Below are 18,391 nucleotides of genomic sequence, written 5' to 3' on the forward strand. Positions count from 1 at the left end.
TGTCTCAATAAAAACGATTACCCTCTGACTTTATCCTTAAACTTATCGAATTCACTCTTCTGCACCTGCTTTGGCCAGGCATTGTTCGTGGTATCGACATCGGCTGTCTCTAAATCCGGATCCACAACAATACGTGTAATGGCCTTATCCGTTTTATACACCTTGGTTACTTCATGTTCGTTATAACGCCAAATCTGAGCGGGATACATTTCTCTTTCTTTAGAACCGTCTTCATAGGTCAACTCCACGATTATAGGCATGACTAAACCACCCGGTTTTTCATAAGTCACCTGATAAAAATGTTTCGGTGCCTCTACTAATTTAGATCGTTCCTCATCGGGCAGGCTCTCCAGATAATTATTCAAGACATCAAAATCTTCAACCGATTTTGCGTCGTTGGGGATAGTACCATCTTCCGCTTCGGCATAATATACTAACCTGTCCTTATAATCCTCCAAATTCATATTATACAATTCGGCGATCTTCATAGCTCGTTCCGTCGGTTGGTCGGTCAAATAATATTGTTTCACCTCTTTCACGCCGATATCGGTATAGTCTGTCGTGTAGAACCAACCTCGCCAAAACCAATCTAAATCCATTGCTGAAGCATCTTCCATGGTTCTGAAAAAATCGGCAGGCGTTGGGTGTTTGAACATCCAGCGCTGGGAATATGTTCTAAATGCATAGTCGAACAATTCCGGTCCCATAATGGTGTGCCTTAACATGTATAAGCCTGCGGCCGGTTTGGTATAGGCATTCGGACCAAACTGATGCACGTAATCTCCCTGAGACATAATGGGCGAAATATGGGATTGATCGCCTCCCATGTATGGGACGATATCCTTGGGTAAATTACCAGTGAAGAAATTAGGATCATAATCCAACTCGGCCAGCGTTTCTACGAAGGAATTCAAGCCTTCATCCATCCAGGTCCATTGCCGTTCATCACTATTCACAATCATTGGAAAGAAGTTATGGCCTATTTCATGGGTTATCACACCTATCATACCTCTTTTTGTCCTCTCGTCATAAGAACCATCAGGATTCGGACGACCATAGTTAAAACAGATCATGGGGTATTCCATGCCTTGTCTTTCAGAATGAACAGACACCGCCTTACTGTAAGGGTAATCAAAGGTTAATTTTGAATACTCCTCTAAAGTATTAGCCACTACTCGGGTAGAGTGTTCTTCCCACAACGGATTTCCCTCTTTCGGATACAAGGAAATGGCCATAACGGCGCGCCCATTAATATTTACTGCCATGGCATCCCAAATATATTTGCGTGATGAGGCAAATGCAAAGTCCCTGACTTGATCGGCCTTAAAATGCCATGTTTTTGTTTTGGTACTTCGCCCTTTTTCGTTTATTTCTGCTTCTTCCTGGGTAACAATAAATACCGGGTCTGTAAATGATTTCCTTGCCTGATTGAAACGTTTTTGCTGTTCCCTGGTAAGCACATCTTTTGGGTTTTGTAAGTCGCCCGTAGCCTCCAATAAATGATCGGCCGGAACTGTAATTTTTACTTCGAAATCTCCAAACTCCAAAGCGAATTCACTACGTCCCCAGAATTGCATGTTTTGCCATCCTTCCACATTATCGTATACGCAAAGCCGTGGATAAAACTGAGCAATCGTATAATTGTTATTTCCGTCGGGAAATGTTTCCAAACCAGAGCGTCCGCCATCAACATTAATGTCATTGATATTATACCACCATTTTATTTGAAACTTGAATACCTCTCCCGGAGCTAACGGCTTTGACAAATTTATCCGCATCATCGTTTGATTGATATGATGAGATAGATCCGTACCATCGTCATTCTTTACATATTCTATCTTAAAACCACCGTCAAAACGATCTTTTAAATTGGTATTTGTAAACACCTGAGGCCCATTGAAAGGAGCATTGAATGTCTCTGTGGTTATATCGGGAGTCTTTGAGTTCTTGGCTCTCATATTCTGATCGAGCTGAAGCCATAGGTATTCCAAATGATCCTTTGAATTATTGTGGTAGGTTATTTTTTCCTCTCCATAAATACGGTTATTGGCTTCGTCCAGGCGAATGTCCATTACGTAATCCACCTTTTGCTGTGTGTAAGCATACCCGGGAGCGCCTGAGGCTGTTCGACTTTCATTTGGGGTAGCCAGCAGATCTTTCATTTGTCTAAACTTGTTCTGATCGGTATGACCCATTTGTCTGGCATTTTCAGATTCCTGTGCGTTCGCCCCTGTCGCAATGACAATAACGGATAAAAATAGAAATTTCAATAGTTTCATCACGGATGTAGAATTATATAATGAATGCTTAACATATGGTTTAAACCCCATATGTTATGCAATTTTTAGCGCCGAAAATACTAAAATTTGAACTCCTAGTTAAGGTTTTTAATTAAACTTTAACATTGCAGAAGGGCGTTGTTTAGTGAGTATCATGCTTTTATTCTTGGAGTATATCGAAGTCTTGACCACATTCTGTTGGTCATCAAAAAGATCGAATAATAGCTGATTACTTATTTCGAAAGATTTAATATCGGCAACATCCTCAACCTCTATAAAGCATCGCATGATATCACCATCATAATCTTTACCAATAAAACTAACGGGTTTCCCTAGCCCATTAATTTTTATTAAGAACTTCTCTTTAATGTATGTCCCGATATACTCATCAGTCCTGCTTAACTCATCATTACCGGCAAGAATGATATTATCATCGTATCGCAATTTCAACAAATTCTCCATATCATCGATAAAAACCCTGGTGATAATCTGAACGGATTGTTGTTCTTCTACATAATTAACCTCAGTGACACTTACATAAAACTTGTGCATTACATTTAATGCAAGGAGCGGGATTATAATTAAACCTATCAAGATCCGATTCATAAATAATGCGAATTTAGCTGATGCTAATGTAGATATTTGATTTTGATTTCTGTAATTGGTTTTCAAAAAGCATTCCAAAAATTTAATCCATGTCTTTTTCATGTCATTTGATCCTTGACAACAGGATTTAACTTTCTATCTCCATAAAAATAGAATTCCTTGTTGAAAGAATTTAATTTTAATACGCAACCTGCCCTAACAATCATAATTTTCTTGATTTAATCCATAGGGTAAGAGGAATTGGGCTTAGTTATTTATTCAAGAAGGTAACGCTTTTTTTATACAGCAGTTCCAAAAACTCTAATTCCCTGCCATAATTCAACAACGAAAAATCGAAATCCTTACTTTCAACGTATGCGATAAATTCCGTGACACGATGTTCCGGTATCCCAAAATTATCAACCAGAAATTCTGATCCGAAATAATATTTAACCTTTTCTATCGGCACCTCGGGTACACCGGCTTGTTTTTTATTTTTTACATTAGAGCGAAACAGAGGCAACAATAACTGGTCCACGACATTTATGATGTTTAGCCCATTCACCATTGGTAAATCTTGCTGGCTTAGGGCAATATTATCAATTTTATTGAGGTAATCCCTGTCAAATTGGAACTTATCACTGTTTTTTATACCAAAATAAAGTACATCCAGTTTTGGCCTGAATTTATTTCTGTCACTTATGTCCATCTCCAAATTTCCCGTTAGATGTCCTTTAGGAAAAATAATCACCTCATCCAATTTATTTATTTCCTCTATGAGAAAAAGTTTCATGGATTTTGACTGCACTATGTCGTTGTTCACCGTAAAACTTATATTTTGATATTGCAGAGCACTCACCTGTATGGTATCACCCAAACCAACGGCAATTTCAAATCGACCCTTCTCATCCGTGATCGTTCCCAATTTTGAGGACACATTATAAACTGTGATATCAGAAAGGTCATTCCCTTCAACAATGAGTTTACCGTTAACAATTATTCTATCGTATTCCTGGGCATATCCAACCAAACTCAACGATAAGAGGAGAAACACTATTTTTTTCATATCAATTCTTAATTTTTTTTAGGTTATCTACACATCCAATCCAAAATACAGAATGGATGATATGATATACTAAAGATAAGGATATTTTTATTGTTCTTCGGGTTATTCAAACATGAAGAAAACTTTGAATTTATTATTTTTACTCAAAATGAATCGGTAATGCGAAATTTAGTTATTGCGAGTACCTCAACACTACACGGAAGTGGTTTTTTGGAATATCTCTTGGATGAATTGGCTCTGTTTTTCAAGGATGCCCAGGAGATTTTGTTTATCCCCTACGCAAGACCTGGCGGGGTTTCTCATGACATGTACACCCTAAAGGCGAATGAGGCTTTTGAAAAAATTGGCAAAAAGGTGGTTGGCCTTCATACATTAGCACGCCCTGCAGAGGGCATTAAAAAGGCCCAGGCTATTTATACAGGCGGTGGAAACACCTTCGTTTTAACCGACCAATTATACAGATTCAATCTTTTAGAACCCTTGCGTGAAGGTTTATTGAATGGGACTCCTTACCTTGGAACAAGTGCGGGAAGCAATATTTGCGGATTGAACATTAAAACCACCAATGACATGCCTATTGTATATCCACCCCATTTTGATGCCCTTGGGGTAGTACCCTTTAATATTAATCCACATTATCTGGATCCAACTCCGGGAAGCAAGCACATGGGTGAAACTCGAGAAACCAGAATAAAAGAATTTCACCATTACAACACCGAGCCAGTAGTCGGCTTGAGGGAAGGGAGTTGGTTGAAGGTAAACGGAGCAACTGTCGTTCTAAAGGGCCATTTGAGCGCTCGCATTTTTGAACAGGGAAAAGTACCCTATGAGGTGGACTCCGGAACGAACCTGGAGTTCTTGAATCAATAAATCTGTCTTCTTCAAAAAAATAGCCTTGATATTTACCTTACAGCCATTTTAAAAAATGGTAGCCTAATATTTTAAAGTCTTCGTTAAAATAGAATTTATGCGATTTATGATTGCTTACATAGGTATTCAATTCTATGGCCTCGTAGCCCTTTTCAGATACATATGCATATATCCAATCAAAAAATTGCTTGCCATACCCTTTACCCCGAAAGGCGTCTTCGATGAAAACATGATCCGGTTCCACACTTTTTCCGGAATAATGACGTGTACAATACCAGAGCCCACAAACCCCAATAATAAGGTCATTAATAATCATGACTGCACACTCATAATTCTGCACTACCATCTCCGAAAAACGCTCTTCCAGCACATCAAAAGGAATCTCTTTCTGGTTTAGTTTGTACACTAACGGAATAATTTCATTAATCCGCTCTTTTTCTAAAATTTTAAATTCAAGCATATGGCCTATTTTAATACGTTACCAATTACAATACGAAAGGCAGAAGCAGCAATTTTAAAATTATAGCATTATCGTTGTATTAACAAATAATATTTATGAATACAAGGCCTATAAAATTCTGGTTCATAGTTGGAATTGCCACAGCCTATATATTTCGTTAAATCATGGCGTCAGCGAGACGTAAACCCGTATTCCGGAGGAAAGCAGACCATTTACATGACTTCTGATAAATAAAAACAGATCTGAATTATAAAAAAAAGGCCCTTTAATAAGGGCCTTTCTCAGAGTGACTAGCTCTAAACTAATTATAACTAATAATTATTCTTATTTTTTCTTCGACATAGCTTCTTCTAAAATCGCATGTGCTTTTTCAGCTTTATGAATTTCCGCATATTTCAAAGCGGTCATCCCTTTATCCGATTTTACTTTCAGTTCAGCACCATTCGCTATCAACAGTTTTAAGATTTCACATCTGTTAAACTTGGCGGCATACATAACCGGTGTCATACCGTTAGACTTGGCATTGACATCAGCTCCTAAATTGATAAGTTTTCTCACGGTCTCTATATCGCCTTTAGCAATAGAAACGCAGAAAGGGCTGACCTTATAGACAGCTGTTTTGGTGTAAAGATCTGAATTTGTGTTTACGGATTTGGCATTCGCGGTTACAACCGAAAAACATAATGCCATAGCAGAAATGATTAACGTTTTTTTCATGATGAAAGATTTAAATTGATTAATGATTCGTTTTTTGATACAATAAAGAGACGACAATATTTTTAATCTGTTACATAAAAAATAGAAAATAACATGTTTTTAACGTTTCTTTTGCATTTCTTTAATACAACCAAATCATTATTAGCAATATCAAAAAAATCTTTGAAACACTATATTCCTTAAGCCTTTAAAGAGGTATCTGGTGTATCTTTCTTATCTTTGTTGTATAAAATAATGGCATCAATTATGAATAAAAAAGTTATCCTGATGATTCTTGATGGATGGGGGCATTCTCCAGATCCTAAGGTATCTGCTATCGATAATGCTGACACACCATTTATAGATTCACTATATAAAAAATATCCCTCTGCTCAATTACGAACCGATGGTTTGAATGTAGGTCTTCCGGAAGGCCAAATGGGCAATAGCGAGGTCGGACATATGAATCTGGGAGCCGGAAGAATTGTATATCAGGACTTGGTTAAGGTGAATTTAGCCGTTGAAAAAAATACGCTTGAAAAGGAACCTACCTTGATTAATGCCTTCAAATATGCCAAAGAAAACGGGAAGCAGGTGCATTTCCTTGGTCTTTTAAGCGATGGCGGCGTTCATTCCCATATTAATCATTTATTAGGGCTAATTGATGCTGCTAACGAGTATGGCCTGGACCAAACTTTTGTGCATGCCTTTACTGATGGTCGCGATGTAAGTCCAACATCCGGTTCTGGTTTTGTAAGGCAGCTGGAAGACCATATTAAAAACAGCAATACCAAGTTAGCCAGCATTACCGGCCGCTATTATGCCATGGACAGAGATAAGCGTTGGGAGCGGGTGAAATTGGCATATGATGCCATAGTTAACGGATTAGGAGAACACTCCAGTAATGCCGTTCATACGATTGAGCAGAATTATAAAGAGGGGATCACGGACGAATTCATTAAACCAATAATTATGGTTGATGCTAATGACGAGCCTGTTGCTACAGTTAAAGATGGCGATGTTATTCTATTTTTCAACTTCAGAACAGACAGGGGTCGAGAACTTACGGAAGTGTTATCTCAAAAGGATTTTCATGAGTATAATATGCATAAATTGAATTTACACTATGTAACGCTGACCAATTATGATGACACCTATGAAAATATTAAAGTCATATTCAATAAGGAAAACTTAACCGAAACCTTGGGAGAAGTCCTTGAGAAGCATCATAAAACACAAATTAGAATAGCGGAAACTGAAAAATACCCTCATGTTACGTTCTTCTTTTCAGGTGGTAGAGAAACACCTTTTGAAGGTGAAAAACGCATTTTGAGAAACTCTCCGAAAGTAGCGACTTACGATCTTAAGCCCGAGATGAGCGCTTACGAATTGCGTGATGCGCTAATCCCTGAACTACAAAAAGGTGAAGTAGATTTTGTCTGTCTTAATTTTGCTAACGGCGATATGGTCGGACATACGGGAGTCATGGAAGCGGCCGTAAAAGCGTGTGAAGCCGTAGACGCCTGTGTTAAGGATGTGATTACTGCAGCCTTAGAAAATGATTATGCAACTTTATTAATTGCCGACCATGGTAATTGTGAAACAATGATTAACCCCGACGGATCGCCTCATACAGCACATACAACGAATCCCGTTCCGTTCATTCTGATTGATAATGAATTAAAATCTATAAAAGATGGAATTTTGGGTGATGTCGCCCCTACTATCCTCAAACTCATGGGTATCGAGCAACCAAAAGCAATGACGAGGCATTCCTTAATTTAAAAATTTGTAGCTTTACTTATACAAAATGAAGCTCCATATTTATGCTTTTGAACCAATCCATAATTATTGCAGTCGATTTTGATGGTACTATAGTCGAAGATGTATACCCAAAAATTGGAAAACCTGTACTATTTGCTTTTGAAACATTACGAAAATTGCAGGATCAAGGCCATAGACTGATACTTTGGAGTTATCGCTCCGGAAAACGTCTGGAAGAGGCTGTGGCCTTTTGCGAAAACCATGGCATTGTATTTTATGCCGTAAACAAGAGCTATCCGGAAGAACAATATACCCATGACCAAAGCCGAAAAATTCACGCTGATATATTTATAGACGATCGCAATATTGGAGGGTTCATGGGATGGGGGAAGGTCTATCAAAAACTTGTTGGTGCCGAAATTCCTGCCTTTAAAAAACAGAAAAAAAGACACTTTTTGGATTTCTTCAGATGATCAATTATCAAAAGGGTTTATAAGGAGAACTGTTTATTTTAAGTATCTTTGCCATTATTTTAATAGGATGATTGTAGTTAAAACCAAGGAGGAAATAGAGTTAATTCGAGAAAGCGCCTTAATCGTCTCAAAGACGCTGGGTCTTTTAGCCGCAGAAATTAGGCCCGGGGTGTCTACACTGCAATTGGATAAAATCGCAGAAGAATTTATAAGAGATCATGGTGCGGTACCTGGATTTTTAGGTCTTTATGATTTTCCGAATACGCTATGTACAAGTCCAAATGACCAGGTGGTCCATGGCATTCCCAATAATGAGCCCCTAGAGGAAGGGGATATCATATCAATAGATTGTGGTGCCCTCAAAAATGGTTTTTACGGTGATCATGCCTACACGTTTGCTGTTGGTGAAATTGACCCCGAGACTCAAAAACTATTAGACATCACCAAGGAATCCTTATACATTGGCATTCGCGCTTTTAAGAAGAATAATCGTGTCGGCGATGTAGGTTATGCCATTCAGAACTATTGCGAATCTCATGGTTATGGGGTCGTTCGCGAATTGGTGGGACATGGTTTAGGAAGGAAAATGCATGAAGATCCGGAAATGCCCAACTACGGTAAACGTGGAAAGGGCAAAAAGTTCATCGAAGGCATGGTGGTGGCAATTGAACCTATGATTAATATGGGAACCCATCGTATAAAACAACATTCCGATGGTTGGACCATTACGACTTTAGACCATAAACCCAGTGCCCATTTTGAACATGATGTCGCTTTAGTAGACGGTAAACCGGAATTGCTCTCCACCTTCGCTTACATTTATGAGGCATTGGGCATTGAAAGTAATGAAGAAGCGGAATTTAGACAACAACAACTTGTTTTATAGTTATGAATCATCTGTTTTCAGAGATCCCGGAAAAACAACTTGCCAAAGGCATATCAGGAAAATATATTCATACCGAAAATAACACGGTGGGACTTATTACTATTGAAAAGGGGGCCGTGTTACCTGCACACGCCCATATTCACGAACAAATAACCCAGGTCATTTCGGGAAAATTAGAAATGACAATCGATGGGAACACACTTGTTCTTGAACCAGATTCCATAACGGTCATCCCCTCAAACGCTGTTCACAGTGCAGTCGCACTTACGGATTGTACAGTCATCGACACTTTTCATCCCGTTCGTGAAGATTATAAATAACCACCTTTGAAAACACTTTTTAAAGCGATTCTTAACTCTATTCCCAGACCTCTTCTCATTAGGTTGAGCTATGTGGTACGCCCGGTATTGGTTCTGCTTTTAAGAGGTAAAACCGTTACAGACCCCATTGACAATAGAAGTTTTAAAAGCTTTTTACCCTATGGGTACGCGACCCAAAGAAATAATGTTTTATCGCCTTCAACATTTTCCCTGGAGCGTCACAGGCTATTGTGGTTATATTTGAAAAATGAAACCCATTTTTTTAAGTCCCATCTCAAGGTATTACATTTTGCACCGGAGCAAGCGTTCTTCAAACGATTTAAATCGCTGAAGAATATAGATTACACGACAACCGATCTCAACTCTCCATTAGCTAGTGTTAAAGCGGACATCTGTAATCTTCCCTTCGCAGATAATTCGTTTGATGTGATCTTATGTAACCATGTTTTAGAACATATCCCCGATGATCAAAAGGCATTACAGGAACTTTATCGTGTCATGAAAGTCGGTGGTTGGGGTGTGTTTCAAGTTCCGCAAGATATGTCCGGAGAAACCACCTTTGAGGACAACAGCATTACCGATAAAAATCAACGAGCCGAACTGTTTGGTCAATATGATCATGTACGCATCTACGGGATGGATTATTTCGACACACTAAGATCCGTTGGATTCGAGGTTGAAGAGGTTGATTATACCCGCACTATGACCGATGAGATGATATCGAAATACCGTCTTGCCAAGGGTGAAATACTCCCGGTGGTACGGAAGAAATAAGCAAGGCAGTAAGGTTCAGTGGACATCAGATGACCATTAACCACAATTAATTAAAAGCCATCCCGTATCCACCAGAGATTAGATTGCCCTTAACTCTCAGGAAAACCATTTAAAGACAAGGTTTCCAGACCCTGTTGTTCATTCTCAAAAATTAAAAACACCTTTAATTCCGGATGAGCGCTCAAAAAGGTCCTTATTCTTTCAATTCCCATGGTTTTAAAAGCCGTGGCATAGGCATCTGCAGTCATACAATCACCGGCTATAACGGATATACTCAACAAATTGGTCTTACTTGGATATCCTGTTTTTGTATCTATAATATGGGCATACCTATTTCCATTGTCGTCCACTTTAAATTTTCGATACGTCCCCGATGTTGCCAGAGCCTCATCTTTTAAAACAACGATCCTGTTTATGGACTGGGTGCCATCAAAATTTGGATTTTCAACACCCACTCTCCAGTTCTTTTCCTTTTCAACATTCATACCTCCGGCTCTTATTTCACCTCCAATATCAACCAAATAATTGGCAATTGATCGCGATTCCAAAAACTCCGAAATGACATCAACAGCATAACCCTTGGCGATGGCATTAAAATCTAAAAACGTTCCCCTGGGCTTCAGTAAACGACCAGAATCAAGTTTCACCTTATCCATGCCCACCCACATCATTAAACTGTCAATTTTAAGACTGTCTAAATTTGAAATACTGCCTTCCGGACCAAAATCCCAGGCATTGACTACCGCACCAATCGTAGGATCGAAAGCCCCCTGGGTGGCCCTATAGATGTCTTTGGCGGCCTGAAATACCTTAAAAAAATGTGTATCTACACGATTTGATTCATTTCTATTCAATTTAGAAATATCCGAATTCACCTGATAGGTAGACATCGATTTATTGATTCTGTAAAACAAACTATCAAACTGTTTCTGATAATCCTTTTCTGAGGCATAGGTCACTCTGTAATAGGTTCCAAATACAGCACCCTGACTTATGGTGTTTGAGGTAGGTTGTTGACACGATACACATAATAAGATCGTGCCGAAAACAATTATAAACCGATGCATTTTTTTAAAAGCTATTAATTTAGATGCGTTTCAATAACTTGAATCCCGTTGTATTCCAGTAAATATTCTTCATTTAAGTAAATGGGTAATCGCTTTCCATTTACATTCCCCAGACCAACACCAGCATAAAGTACTTTAGCATTCTGCTCTCTCGCATGCTTTTTGAAGGACTCCATCCATACGACATCATAGTTATTCGGGTTATCCGGCAATATGACCACACGAACGATAACAAAATAATATTGATTGTCCTTATCTACGCACACAAATTGCGGATGTTTTTTAAGCTTACTGTTAACGGCAATAAATTCGTATCCGCTCTCTTCTAATTCCTTGCCCACATGGTTCATGGCAAGGTTATGGAGTTCCTGTTCTGTAAGTGGTTTTCCCATATCACAAAATTACCATATATATCTGTTGAATTAAAATCGTGTACCTCATTATTAGCATCCCCAGGTTTAAGAACTGACAAACCCCAACAATTTCATGCCGGGGTTTGTTATATTAAGATTCCTGGAGCAACCCTTGGAAAACCATTTAAATAAGGTTGGTTTTATCTAACCTCCAAAGTCGTCAAATCGAATATGCTCATCAGGGATACCAAAATCTTCACCCATTTTTTGAACTGCCTTATTCATTAGCGGCGGCCCACAGAAATAGAGTTCGATATCCTCCGGCGCATCATGCTTACTCAAGTAGTTGTCGATAACACAATTATGGATGAAGCCCACGAAGCCATCCCCTTCTTTATCATCAATATCCTTCTTCACTTTCCAATTATCTTCCGGTAAAGGCTCGGATAAGGCCAGGTAAAACTTAAAATTTGGAAAATCTTTTTCCAATTGTTTGAAATGGTCCAAATAAAATAATTCACGTTTCGAACGACCACCATACCAATACGTCACCTTCCTGTTGGTCTTCAAGGTCTTGAACAGGTGGTATAAATGCGAACGCATCGGGGCCATACCTGCTCCACCACCAACATAAAGCATCTCACTTTCAGATTCGTTTATAAAGAATTCGCCATAGGGCCCTGAGATGGTTACTTTATCTCCCGGCTTCTGTGCAAATATGTAAGAAGAAGCAACACCCGGATTCACATCCATCCATCCATTTTTAGCCCGATCCCATGGTGGTGTTGCAATACGCACATTCAACATGATTTCACGCCCTTCGGCCGGATATGAGGCCATCGAATAGGCCCGCTCAACCGTATCGTCATTTTTCATCACCAATGGCCAGAGTCCAAACTTATCCCATTCGGCCTGAAACTTATCCGGTGTTTCATGCTCCTTGGGATGTGCTGTAATATCAATATCGGAATATTTGATTTCACAAGGTGGTATTTCAATTTGAATATAACCTCCGGCTTTGTAGTTCATATCCTCAGGAATTTCAACTACAAATTCCTTGATAAATGAAGCTACATTATAATTTCTTACCACGACAGCTTCCCACTTCTTGATACCAAACACCTCCTCAGGTATGGTAATATTCATATCTTGCTTTACCTTGACCTGACAGGCCAATCTGGCACCATGCTGTAATTCCTTTCTAGTAAAGTGCGGTGTTTCTGTAGGTAATGCTTCGCCTCCGCCAGATAAAACATGACACTCACATTGAATGCAGGTACCTCCACCGCCACAAGCCGATGGCAAAAATATTTTCTGGCTTCCCAGAGTAGACAGTAAACTCCCTCCAGAGGCAACTTCTATTTCCTTCTCACCATTAATGGTAATTTTAACGGGTCCTGATGGTGATAATTTTTCTTTTACAACCAACAATAAGGCCACCAACAGCAATGTAACGACTAAAAACGCTACTACAGTTATGGCTATTGTTCCTCCTGTACCTACGGCTAAAATCATATTACTCATTTCCTTTTGTGTTGTTAGCTATTTTTTGACTATCCTCAGTATTCGTGTCTTTATTCTCCTGAATCGCGCTGGCTAAATTCTGATCTAAATCAGTCTGCTGTTTAAAATCGGATTGAACCATCGTTTGTTCTTCTTTCGCTCCACCGTCATCACCCCCGGTAAGCATGCCTCCAAAACTCATAAATCCAATAGCCATTAATCCTGTGATGATAAATGTAATACCCAATCCTCTTAAGGCTGGCGGCACGTTAGAATAACGAATCTTTTCGCGAATGGCAGCAATTGCCAGAATGGCCAAAAACCATCCGATGCCCGAACCTATCCCGTATGTTGTTGCCAATCCTAAGGTAGGGATCTCACGTGATTGCATGAATAAAGACCCCCCTAAAATAGCACAGTTCACTGCTATTAGGGGTAAGAATATGCCCAAAGAGTTATACAGAGCGGGTGAAAACTTTTCGACCACTATTTCTACCAACTGTACCATGGTAGCTATGGTGGCAATAAACATAATGAAGGACAAGAAACTCAGATCATAGGAGGCATAAGATTCCCCCAACCAGGCTAAGGCACCCGGTTGCAACAAGTATTGATCAAGCAACCAGTTCAATGGCACTGTTATTGCCAAGACAAAAATAACCGCGGCACCAAGTCCGACAGCCGTACTCACTTTTTTGGACACAGCCAGGTAGGAACACATTCCGAGGAATGTGGCGAATACCATGTTATCTATAAATATCGATTTAAAAAATAATTCTATATGTTCCATACGTTTTATTTTGATGCTATCCTGATTCAGGATCAGGCCGGCAAATCAATTAATGATCTTCTACTAATGCTTTATTTCGTGTACGTTGCACCCAGATAATAATACCAACTACAATCAGGGCCATGGGAGATAATAACATGAACCCGTTGTTTTCATAACCAATGGCATATATCCCGGTTTTCTCTATTGGATCTCCAAGAACTTTAAAACCGAGTAATGTTCCTGAGCCCAATAGTTCCCTAAAGAACCCTACGATAACTAATATGATACCATAGCCGGCGGCATTTCCAACACCATCCAGGAAAGAACGCCATGGTCCATTCCCCAAGGCAAAGGCCTCAAAACGACCCATGATAATACAATTGGTAATAATCAACCCGACAAAAACCGATAAGGTTTTACTTAATTCATAGGCAAAAGCCTTTAAAACCTGATCTACTATAATTACCAGGGTAGCCACTACCACCAATTGAACGATAATTCTAATTTTGGAAGGAATGATATTTCGCATCAGGGAAATAACCACATTACCCAGCCCCAATACAAAGAGTACCGAAATAGCCATAACGATAGAGGCATTTAACTCTGCAGTAATGGCCAGAGCAGAACAAATTCCCAAAACCTGTATGGTAATCGGGTTGTTATCCGTTAACGGGTCTAATATTAACTTGCTGTCCTTCTTAGATAAAAGTGCCATATTTTAAAGTGTTTACAATTTTAAGTACTTGAAATGCCTAGAGTTTATTAGCAATCGATGTGAAAATAGCCATAAATTCTTTTATCTCTTTCCTTATAAAGTCCATTTTATTTTTATTTATCCAATTAATTTCTTCTATAATTTCCAACCAATATTCGGTCTCACTGGCTTCTCCCAAACAAATTTTAATCTTATTCTTAAAATCTTTTTTACTCCTACTTCTATTGGCTTCTCTATAATTTGCACCTATACTTGTTCCAGATTTGGTTAGTTGATTTTTAACAACTAGCGACTCTGTTGTATGCGGTAAACTTGCCGACAGATTAATGATCTGTATTGCAAATTGTGTTGTTCGCTTTTCCAATATTTCAGCGAATTCTTTATTCGTCATATTAACTTCAAGTATTCAAGGCACCTCAGTGCACTTTCAACTCAAACCTATTTTTTTAAATTGTTAAAGAATGGTACATAAAGCTTTAAATCGCTCTTAATCATAGCTGCTACACCGTTTCCTGTGATCGTAGCTCCCGCTATGGCATCTACCTCATTATCTGTCTTGTCTTCATTTTTAGGATCGGCATTACTTTTGGCAACATCTATTCCCACAAACTTTCCATCCGATTTTAGGTGCTCACCAATAAAGTCGTCCATAAAAAATCGCTGTTTTATATTCGCTCCTAAACCAGGGGTTTCCCCTTTATGATCAAAATAAGCCCCCTGAATAACCATATCTTCGTCCATAGCGACATAGGCCCAAATCGCATCCCATAATCCTTTTCCATAAATCGGAGCTATATAATAAGTCTTACCGTCCTTTTCACCAATGAACACAGGTAATTTCCTTTCTAATCCGGCCTTGGCATTGGCCTGTTCTTTTTTAACATCGATTAAGTAGGCCTGATCATCCTCTGTGATGTCATTGCCCTGAATGACCAGTTGTTTGGTAATGTATTGATCGAATAACTCCGGCGCAACATCCGTCGATACAAAATTGGCACTGCTTTCGTCATTTTCATTCACACCCATTGCATACAAGATGTTTTGTTGCTTCTCAAGGCGTTTATTCTCATCTATAGTGGGTTTTAACGCGGATGCCGCAAAGGCCAGCAGTGATCCAACGACAATCACCATTCCAATAGAAAACAATATAGTGTAGACGTTTTTTTCGGTTCTCTTTTCCATAGTTAAGCAGTTTTAACTTTTAATCGTTTCATTCTCTTCTTTACGTTTCCTCTAACGACATAATGATCTATTGTTGGCGCAAATACGTTCATTAACAATATCGCCAACATTACACCTTCCGGATAGGCAGGGTTGAAGACCCGTATCATTATAGAAATGAACCCAACTAAAAATCCATAGATCCATTTACCCTTATTCGTTTGAGACGCAGTAACAGGGTCTGTTGCCATAAACACCGTACCAAATGCAAATCCGCCGATAATTAAATGATGCCACCAAACGGTGCTCATCAAGCCATAAAATTTACTGCCTTCTGTAATGATACCGGCGTCAACGACACTATTAAATATCAATCCCATTGCAATTGCTCCAAGCACAGAGGACAACATGATTCTCCAGCTGCCAATTTTTGTAAATATGAGAAATAAACCGCCTAACAGAATCAGTATGGCCGATGTCTCCCCAACAGAACCAGGAATGAACCCAAGGAACATCTCACTTATGGAATAATCGTGTTGTAATCCTTGTGCTAAACTTCCTAAAATGGTTTCACCGGATACGGCGTCCAAATTAGCACCAGACGCAATCTCATTTGCACGTTCTACAGCGCCATGAACCCATACCTTATCACCACTCATCCAGGTAGGATAGGCAAAAAACAGGAACGCACGTATGGTTAGTGCTGGATTAAGGATATTCATTCCTGTTCCTCCAAAGACTTCCTTTCCAATCACCACACCAAACACAACGGCCACAGCCAACATCCATAATGGTGTATCCACCGGAACGATAAGAGGCACCAGCATACCGGTAACCAAATACCCTTCTTCCACTTCGTGACCCTTAATTATTGCAAATATGAATTCTATACCCAATCCGACACCGTAGGAAACAATGACCAGTGGTATTATTTTCCAAAAACCGACTAAAAAGTTTTCCATGGTCCAGAATTCAGGACTGAAGAATCCTTGTGATACCGCCTGAATTTCACCAAATGCCAAATGATGTTGATATCCGGCATTGAACATTCCGAAAATCAAACATGGTATCATCGCCATGATAACAATATTCATGGTACGCTTTAAATCGTCAGCCGCCTTTATATGGGTACCACCGTGGGTGGTTTCGTTAGGCATGAATAAAAACGTGTGAATAGCAGAAAAAGCAGGCAACCATTTTTTACTTCTATGCTTTTCCTTGAAATTATGTAACTTACTTTTTAAACTCATTATCCTATCTCTTTAAGCATTAAATCCAATCCTTCTCTTATTATTCTTTGATGTGGTTGTTTCGACACACAAATAAATTCCGTTAATGCAAAATCTTCCGGAGCCACCTCATACATGCCCAGAGCCTCCATCTCGTCAAGGTCTTTATACATACATGCTTTTAAAATTTGCATCGGGTAAATATCAAGCGGGAACACTTCTTCATAATTACCGGTGACTACAAAAGCGCGATGTTCCCCATTTGTATTGGTATTTAAATCGTATTTCTTACCGGGATTTAACCAGGAGAAGGTCAGCGCCCTAGACGTCGACACTTTATCGAATATCGGTTTATTCCAGCCAAAGAACTCGTAGTCATCGCCTTCCGGAATTACAGAAATAACATTACTGTAATAGTCTAATGCCCCATCCGGTGGCACCTGCTTGCCGGTCAAGACATTGCCGGAAATGACGCGCACGTGTGCATCTTTCGCAATGCCCTTATCATAAATCATGGTAGAAACTTCACTCCCTATGCGTGTTTTAAAATATCTGGGGCTTTCAACAGAAGACCCTGCCAAAGCCACAATACGCTCTGCATTAAATTTCCCGGTAAGCAGTAACTCTCCAATAATAACCAAATCTTGCGGATTTACAGTCCAAACAATTTCTCCTTTGTTTACCGGATCGATCTTATTGATTTGTGTCCCAACATTACCTGATGGGTGAGGCCCTGACACCTTATGTAATGTCATACCGGACAGTCCTTCGAACGGGGATTTTGATTGTTTACCCACTGAAACATGAACCTGACCTTCAGTAAGTTTGCCTAATGCCAAAATAGCTGTTTGCAATTCCTTTGTCTTACCCTGAAGTGCAAAATCCAGATCAGCAGCCAATGGTGCACTGGCATAAGCAGATACAAAAATGGCCTTCGGCGTCTTATCCGGTTTGGCAATAACATCGTAAGGACGTTGTTTTATGAATGGCCAGCATCCCGACGCCAACAAATGTGCTTTCAAAGCTTCCGGCTTAGCCGTGTTGACATCAAACACACCAAAATCGTAATAATCCTGGGTTTTATCTGCCTCAATTTTTATGGCATCAATACGTCTCTTTGGTCCACGAACCACTTCCATTACCTTGCCGGAGACCGGGGATGCAAATTTAATGGCTTCGTTCGCCTTATCATAAAATAAGGTTTCCCCAGCTTTTATTTGAGTCCCTTCTTTTGCAATAAGTTTTGGAATTGTTCCGTGAAAATCTTCTGGTCTTACGGTGCAGTAGTTACTGATTATAGCCTGTTCTAGTGTTTTCTCAGCTTCACCCTTTAGTTTAATATCCAGACCTTTTTTAATACGAATGTCGTTTGACATATTTATTATATTGAATATGAGTTGTCTAAAAATCGGTGCAAA

The 18,391-nt window shown here is 39.4% G+C and carries 20 protein-coding genes; 6 read left to right on the forward strand and 14 right to left on the reverse strand.

Features of this window, described 5'->3' with window-relative positions; all coding sequences use genetic code 11:
- Positions 1 to 17 precede the first annotated feature (17 nt).
- From MR041_RS01240 to MR041_RS01250, 3 genes are all read right to left on the reverse strand, one after another.
- Positions 18 to 2,279, reverse strand: coding sequence for a M1 family metallopeptidase (locus tag MR041_RS01240; RefSeq protein WP_242091762.1), 2,262 nt, complete (start codon positions 2,277 to 2,279; stop codon positions 18 to 20).
- A 108-nt stretch (positions 2,280 to 2,387) separates the two neighbouring features.
- On the reverse strand, positions 2,388 to 2,885 hold the full coding sequence (locus tag MR041_RS01245) for a DUF6702 family protein (RefSeq protein WP_242091763.1): 498 nt from the start codon (positions 2,883 to 2,885) through the stop codon (positions 2,388 to 2,390).
- 250 nt (positions 2,886 to 3,135) lie between these two features.
- The gene (locus tag MR041_RS01250) at positions 3,136 to 3,930 is read right to left on the reverse strand and encodes a carboxypeptidase-like regulatory domain-containing protein (RefSeq protein WP_242091764.1); all 795 of its coding nucleotides are present in this window, start codon (positions 3,928 to 3,930) and stop codon (positions 3,136 to 3,138) included.
- A gap of 159 nt (positions 3,931 to 4,089) precedes the next feature.
- Between MR041_RS01250 and pepE the strand changes: the two genes are divergently transcribed.
- Positions 4,090 to 4,800, forward strand: a complete 711-nt coding sequence (gene pepE, locus MR041_RS01255) for a dipeptidase PepE (protein ID WP_242091765.1) — start codon at positions 4,090 to 4,092, stop codon at positions 4,798 to 4,800.
- Between the two features lie 37 nt (positions 4,801 to 4,837).
- On the opposite strand, the gene MR041_RS01260 is transcribed toward pepE, so the two are convergent.
- Entirely contained in the window at positions 4,838 to 5,260 is a 423-nt protein-coding gene (locus MR041_RS01260; RefSeq protein WP_242091766.1) for a GNAT family N-acetyltransferase, read from the reverse strand.
- Positions 5,261 to 5,584: 324 nt separating this feature from the next.
- Positions 5,585 to 5,977, reverse strand: a complete 393-nt coding sequence (locus tag MR041_RS01265; RefSeq protein WP_242091767.1) for an ankyrin repeat domain-containing protein — start codon at positions 5,975 to 5,977, stop codon at positions 5,585 to 5,587.
- Positions 5,978 to 6,223: 246 nt separating this feature from the next.
- Between MR041_RS01265 and gpmI the strand changes: the two genes are divergently transcribed.
- From gpmI to MR041_RS01290, 5 genes are all read left to right on the forward strand, one after another.
- Positions 6,224 to 7,741 carry a 2,3-bisphosphoglycerate-independent phosphoglycerate mutase gene (gene gpmI, locus MR041_RS01270; protein WP_242091768.1) on the forward strand — a complete coding sequence of 506 codons (1,518 nt, stop codon included), beginning with the start codon at positions 6,224 to 6,226 and terminating at the stop codon, positions 7,739 to 7,741.
- Between the two features lie 41 nt (positions 7,742 to 7,782).
- On the forward strand, positions 7,783 to 8,193 hold the full coding sequence (locus MR041_RS01275) for a BT0820 family HAD-type phosphatase (protein WP_242091769.1): 411 nt from the start codon (positions 7,783 to 7,785) through the stop codon (positions 8,191 to 8,193).
- Between the two features lie 67 nt (positions 8,194 to 8,260).
- Entirely contained in the window at positions 8,261 to 9,079 is an 819-nt protein-coding gene (gene map / locus MR041_RS01280) for a type I methionyl aminopeptidase (protein WP_242091770.1), read from the forward strand.
- A 2-nt stretch (positions 9,080 to 9,081) separates the two neighbouring features.
- Positions 9,082 to 9,399 (forward strand): cupin domain-containing protein, encoded by a 318-nt coding sequence (locus MR041_RS01285; RefSeq protein WP_242091771.1) that lies wholly within the window; start codon positions 9,082 to 9,084, stop codon positions 9,397 to 9,399.
- 6 nt (positions 9,400 to 9,405) lie between these two features.
- A complete protein-coding gene (locus tag MR041_RS01290; protein WP_242091772.1) occupies positions 9,406 to 10,173 on the forward strand; it encodes a class I SAM-dependent methyltransferase in 768 nt (255 codons plus the stop codon).
- 89 nt (positions 10,174 to 10,262) lie between these two features.
- Here MR041_RS01290 and MR041_RS01295 read toward each other — a convergent pair whose 3' ends face one another.
- The 9 genes from MR041_RS01295 to MR041_RS01335 all read right to left on the reverse strand — a co-directional run bounded on the left by MR041_RS01295 (position 10,263) and on the right by MR041_RS01335 (position 18,349).
- A complete protein-coding gene (locus MR041_RS01295; RefSeq protein WP_242091773.1) occupies positions 10,263 to 11,240 on the reverse strand; it encodes an FAD:protein FMN transferase in 978 nt (325 codons plus the stop codon).
- A 14-nt stretch (positions 11,241 to 11,254) separates the two neighbouring features.
- Positions 11,255 to 11,632 (reverse strand): Na(+)-translocating NADH-quinone reductase subunit F, encoded by a 378-nt coding sequence (locus MR041_RS01300; RefSeq protein ID WP_242091774.1) that lies wholly within the window; start codon positions 11,630 to 11,632, stop codon positions 11,255 to 11,257.
- Positions 11,633 to 11,797: 165 nt separating this feature from the next.
- A complete protein-coding gene (gene nqrF, locus MR041_RS01305) occupies positions 11,798 to 13,108 on the reverse strand; it encodes an NADH:ubiquinone reductase (Na(+)-transporting) subunit F (protein ID WP_242092485.1) in 1,311 nt (436 codons plus the stop codon).
- Position 13,109: 1 nt separating this feature from the next.
- On the reverse strand, positions 13,110 to 13,886 hold the full coding sequence (gene nqrE, locus MR041_RS01310) for an NADH:ubiquinone reductase (Na(+)-transporting) subunit E (RefSeq protein ID WP_242091775.1): 777 nt from the start codon (positions 13,884 to 13,886) through the stop codon (positions 13,110 to 13,112).
- Between the two features lie 49 nt (positions 13,887 to 13,935).
- Positions 13,936 to 14,583 carry an NADH:ubiquinone reductase (Na(+)-transporting) subunit D gene (locus MR041_RS01315; RefSeq protein WP_242091776.1) on the reverse strand — a complete coding sequence of 216 codons (648 nt, stop codon included), beginning with the start codon at positions 14,581 to 14,583 and terminating at the stop codon, positions 13,936 to 13,938.
- A 37-nt stretch (positions 14,584 to 14,620) separates the two neighbouring features.
- The gene (locus MR041_RS01320; protein WP_242091777.1) at positions 14,621 to 14,974 is read right to left on the reverse strand and encodes a four helix bundle protein; all 354 of its coding nucleotides are present in this window, start codon (positions 14,972 to 14,974) and stop codon (positions 14,621 to 14,623) included.
- Positions 14,975 to 15,021: 47 nt separating this feature from the next.
- Positions 15,022 to 15,765 carry a Na(+)-translocating NADH-quinone reductase subunit C gene (locus tag MR041_RS01325; RefSeq protein WP_242091778.1) on the reverse strand — a complete coding sequence of 248 codons (744 nt, stop codon included), beginning with the start codon at positions 15,763 to 15,765 and terminating at the stop codon, positions 15,022 to 15,024.
- Between the two features lie 2 nt (positions 15,766 to 15,767).
- Entirely contained in the window at positions 15,768 to 16,994 is a 1,227-nt protein-coding gene (locus tag MR041_RS01330) for an NADH:ubiquinone reductase (Na(+)-transporting) subunit B (protein ID WP_242091779.1), read from the reverse strand.
- On the reverse strand, positions 16,994 to 18,349 hold the full coding sequence (locus MR041_RS01335) for a Na(+)-translocating NADH-quinone reductase subunit A (RefSeq protein ID WP_242091780.1): 1,356 nt from the start codon (positions 18,347 to 18,349) through the stop codon (positions 16,994 to 16,996). Before MR041_RS01335 ends, MR041_RS01330 begins: the two co-directional genes overlap by 1 nt.
- Positions 18,350 to 18,391: the final 42 nt, after the last annotated feature.

The sequence above is a fragment of the Aestuariivivens sediminicola genome (assembly GCF_022662015.1).
GTDB classification, from domain to species: domain Bacteria; phylum Bacteroidota; class Bacteroidia; order Flavobacteriales; family Flavobacteriaceae; genus Aestuariivivens; species Aestuariivivens sediminicola.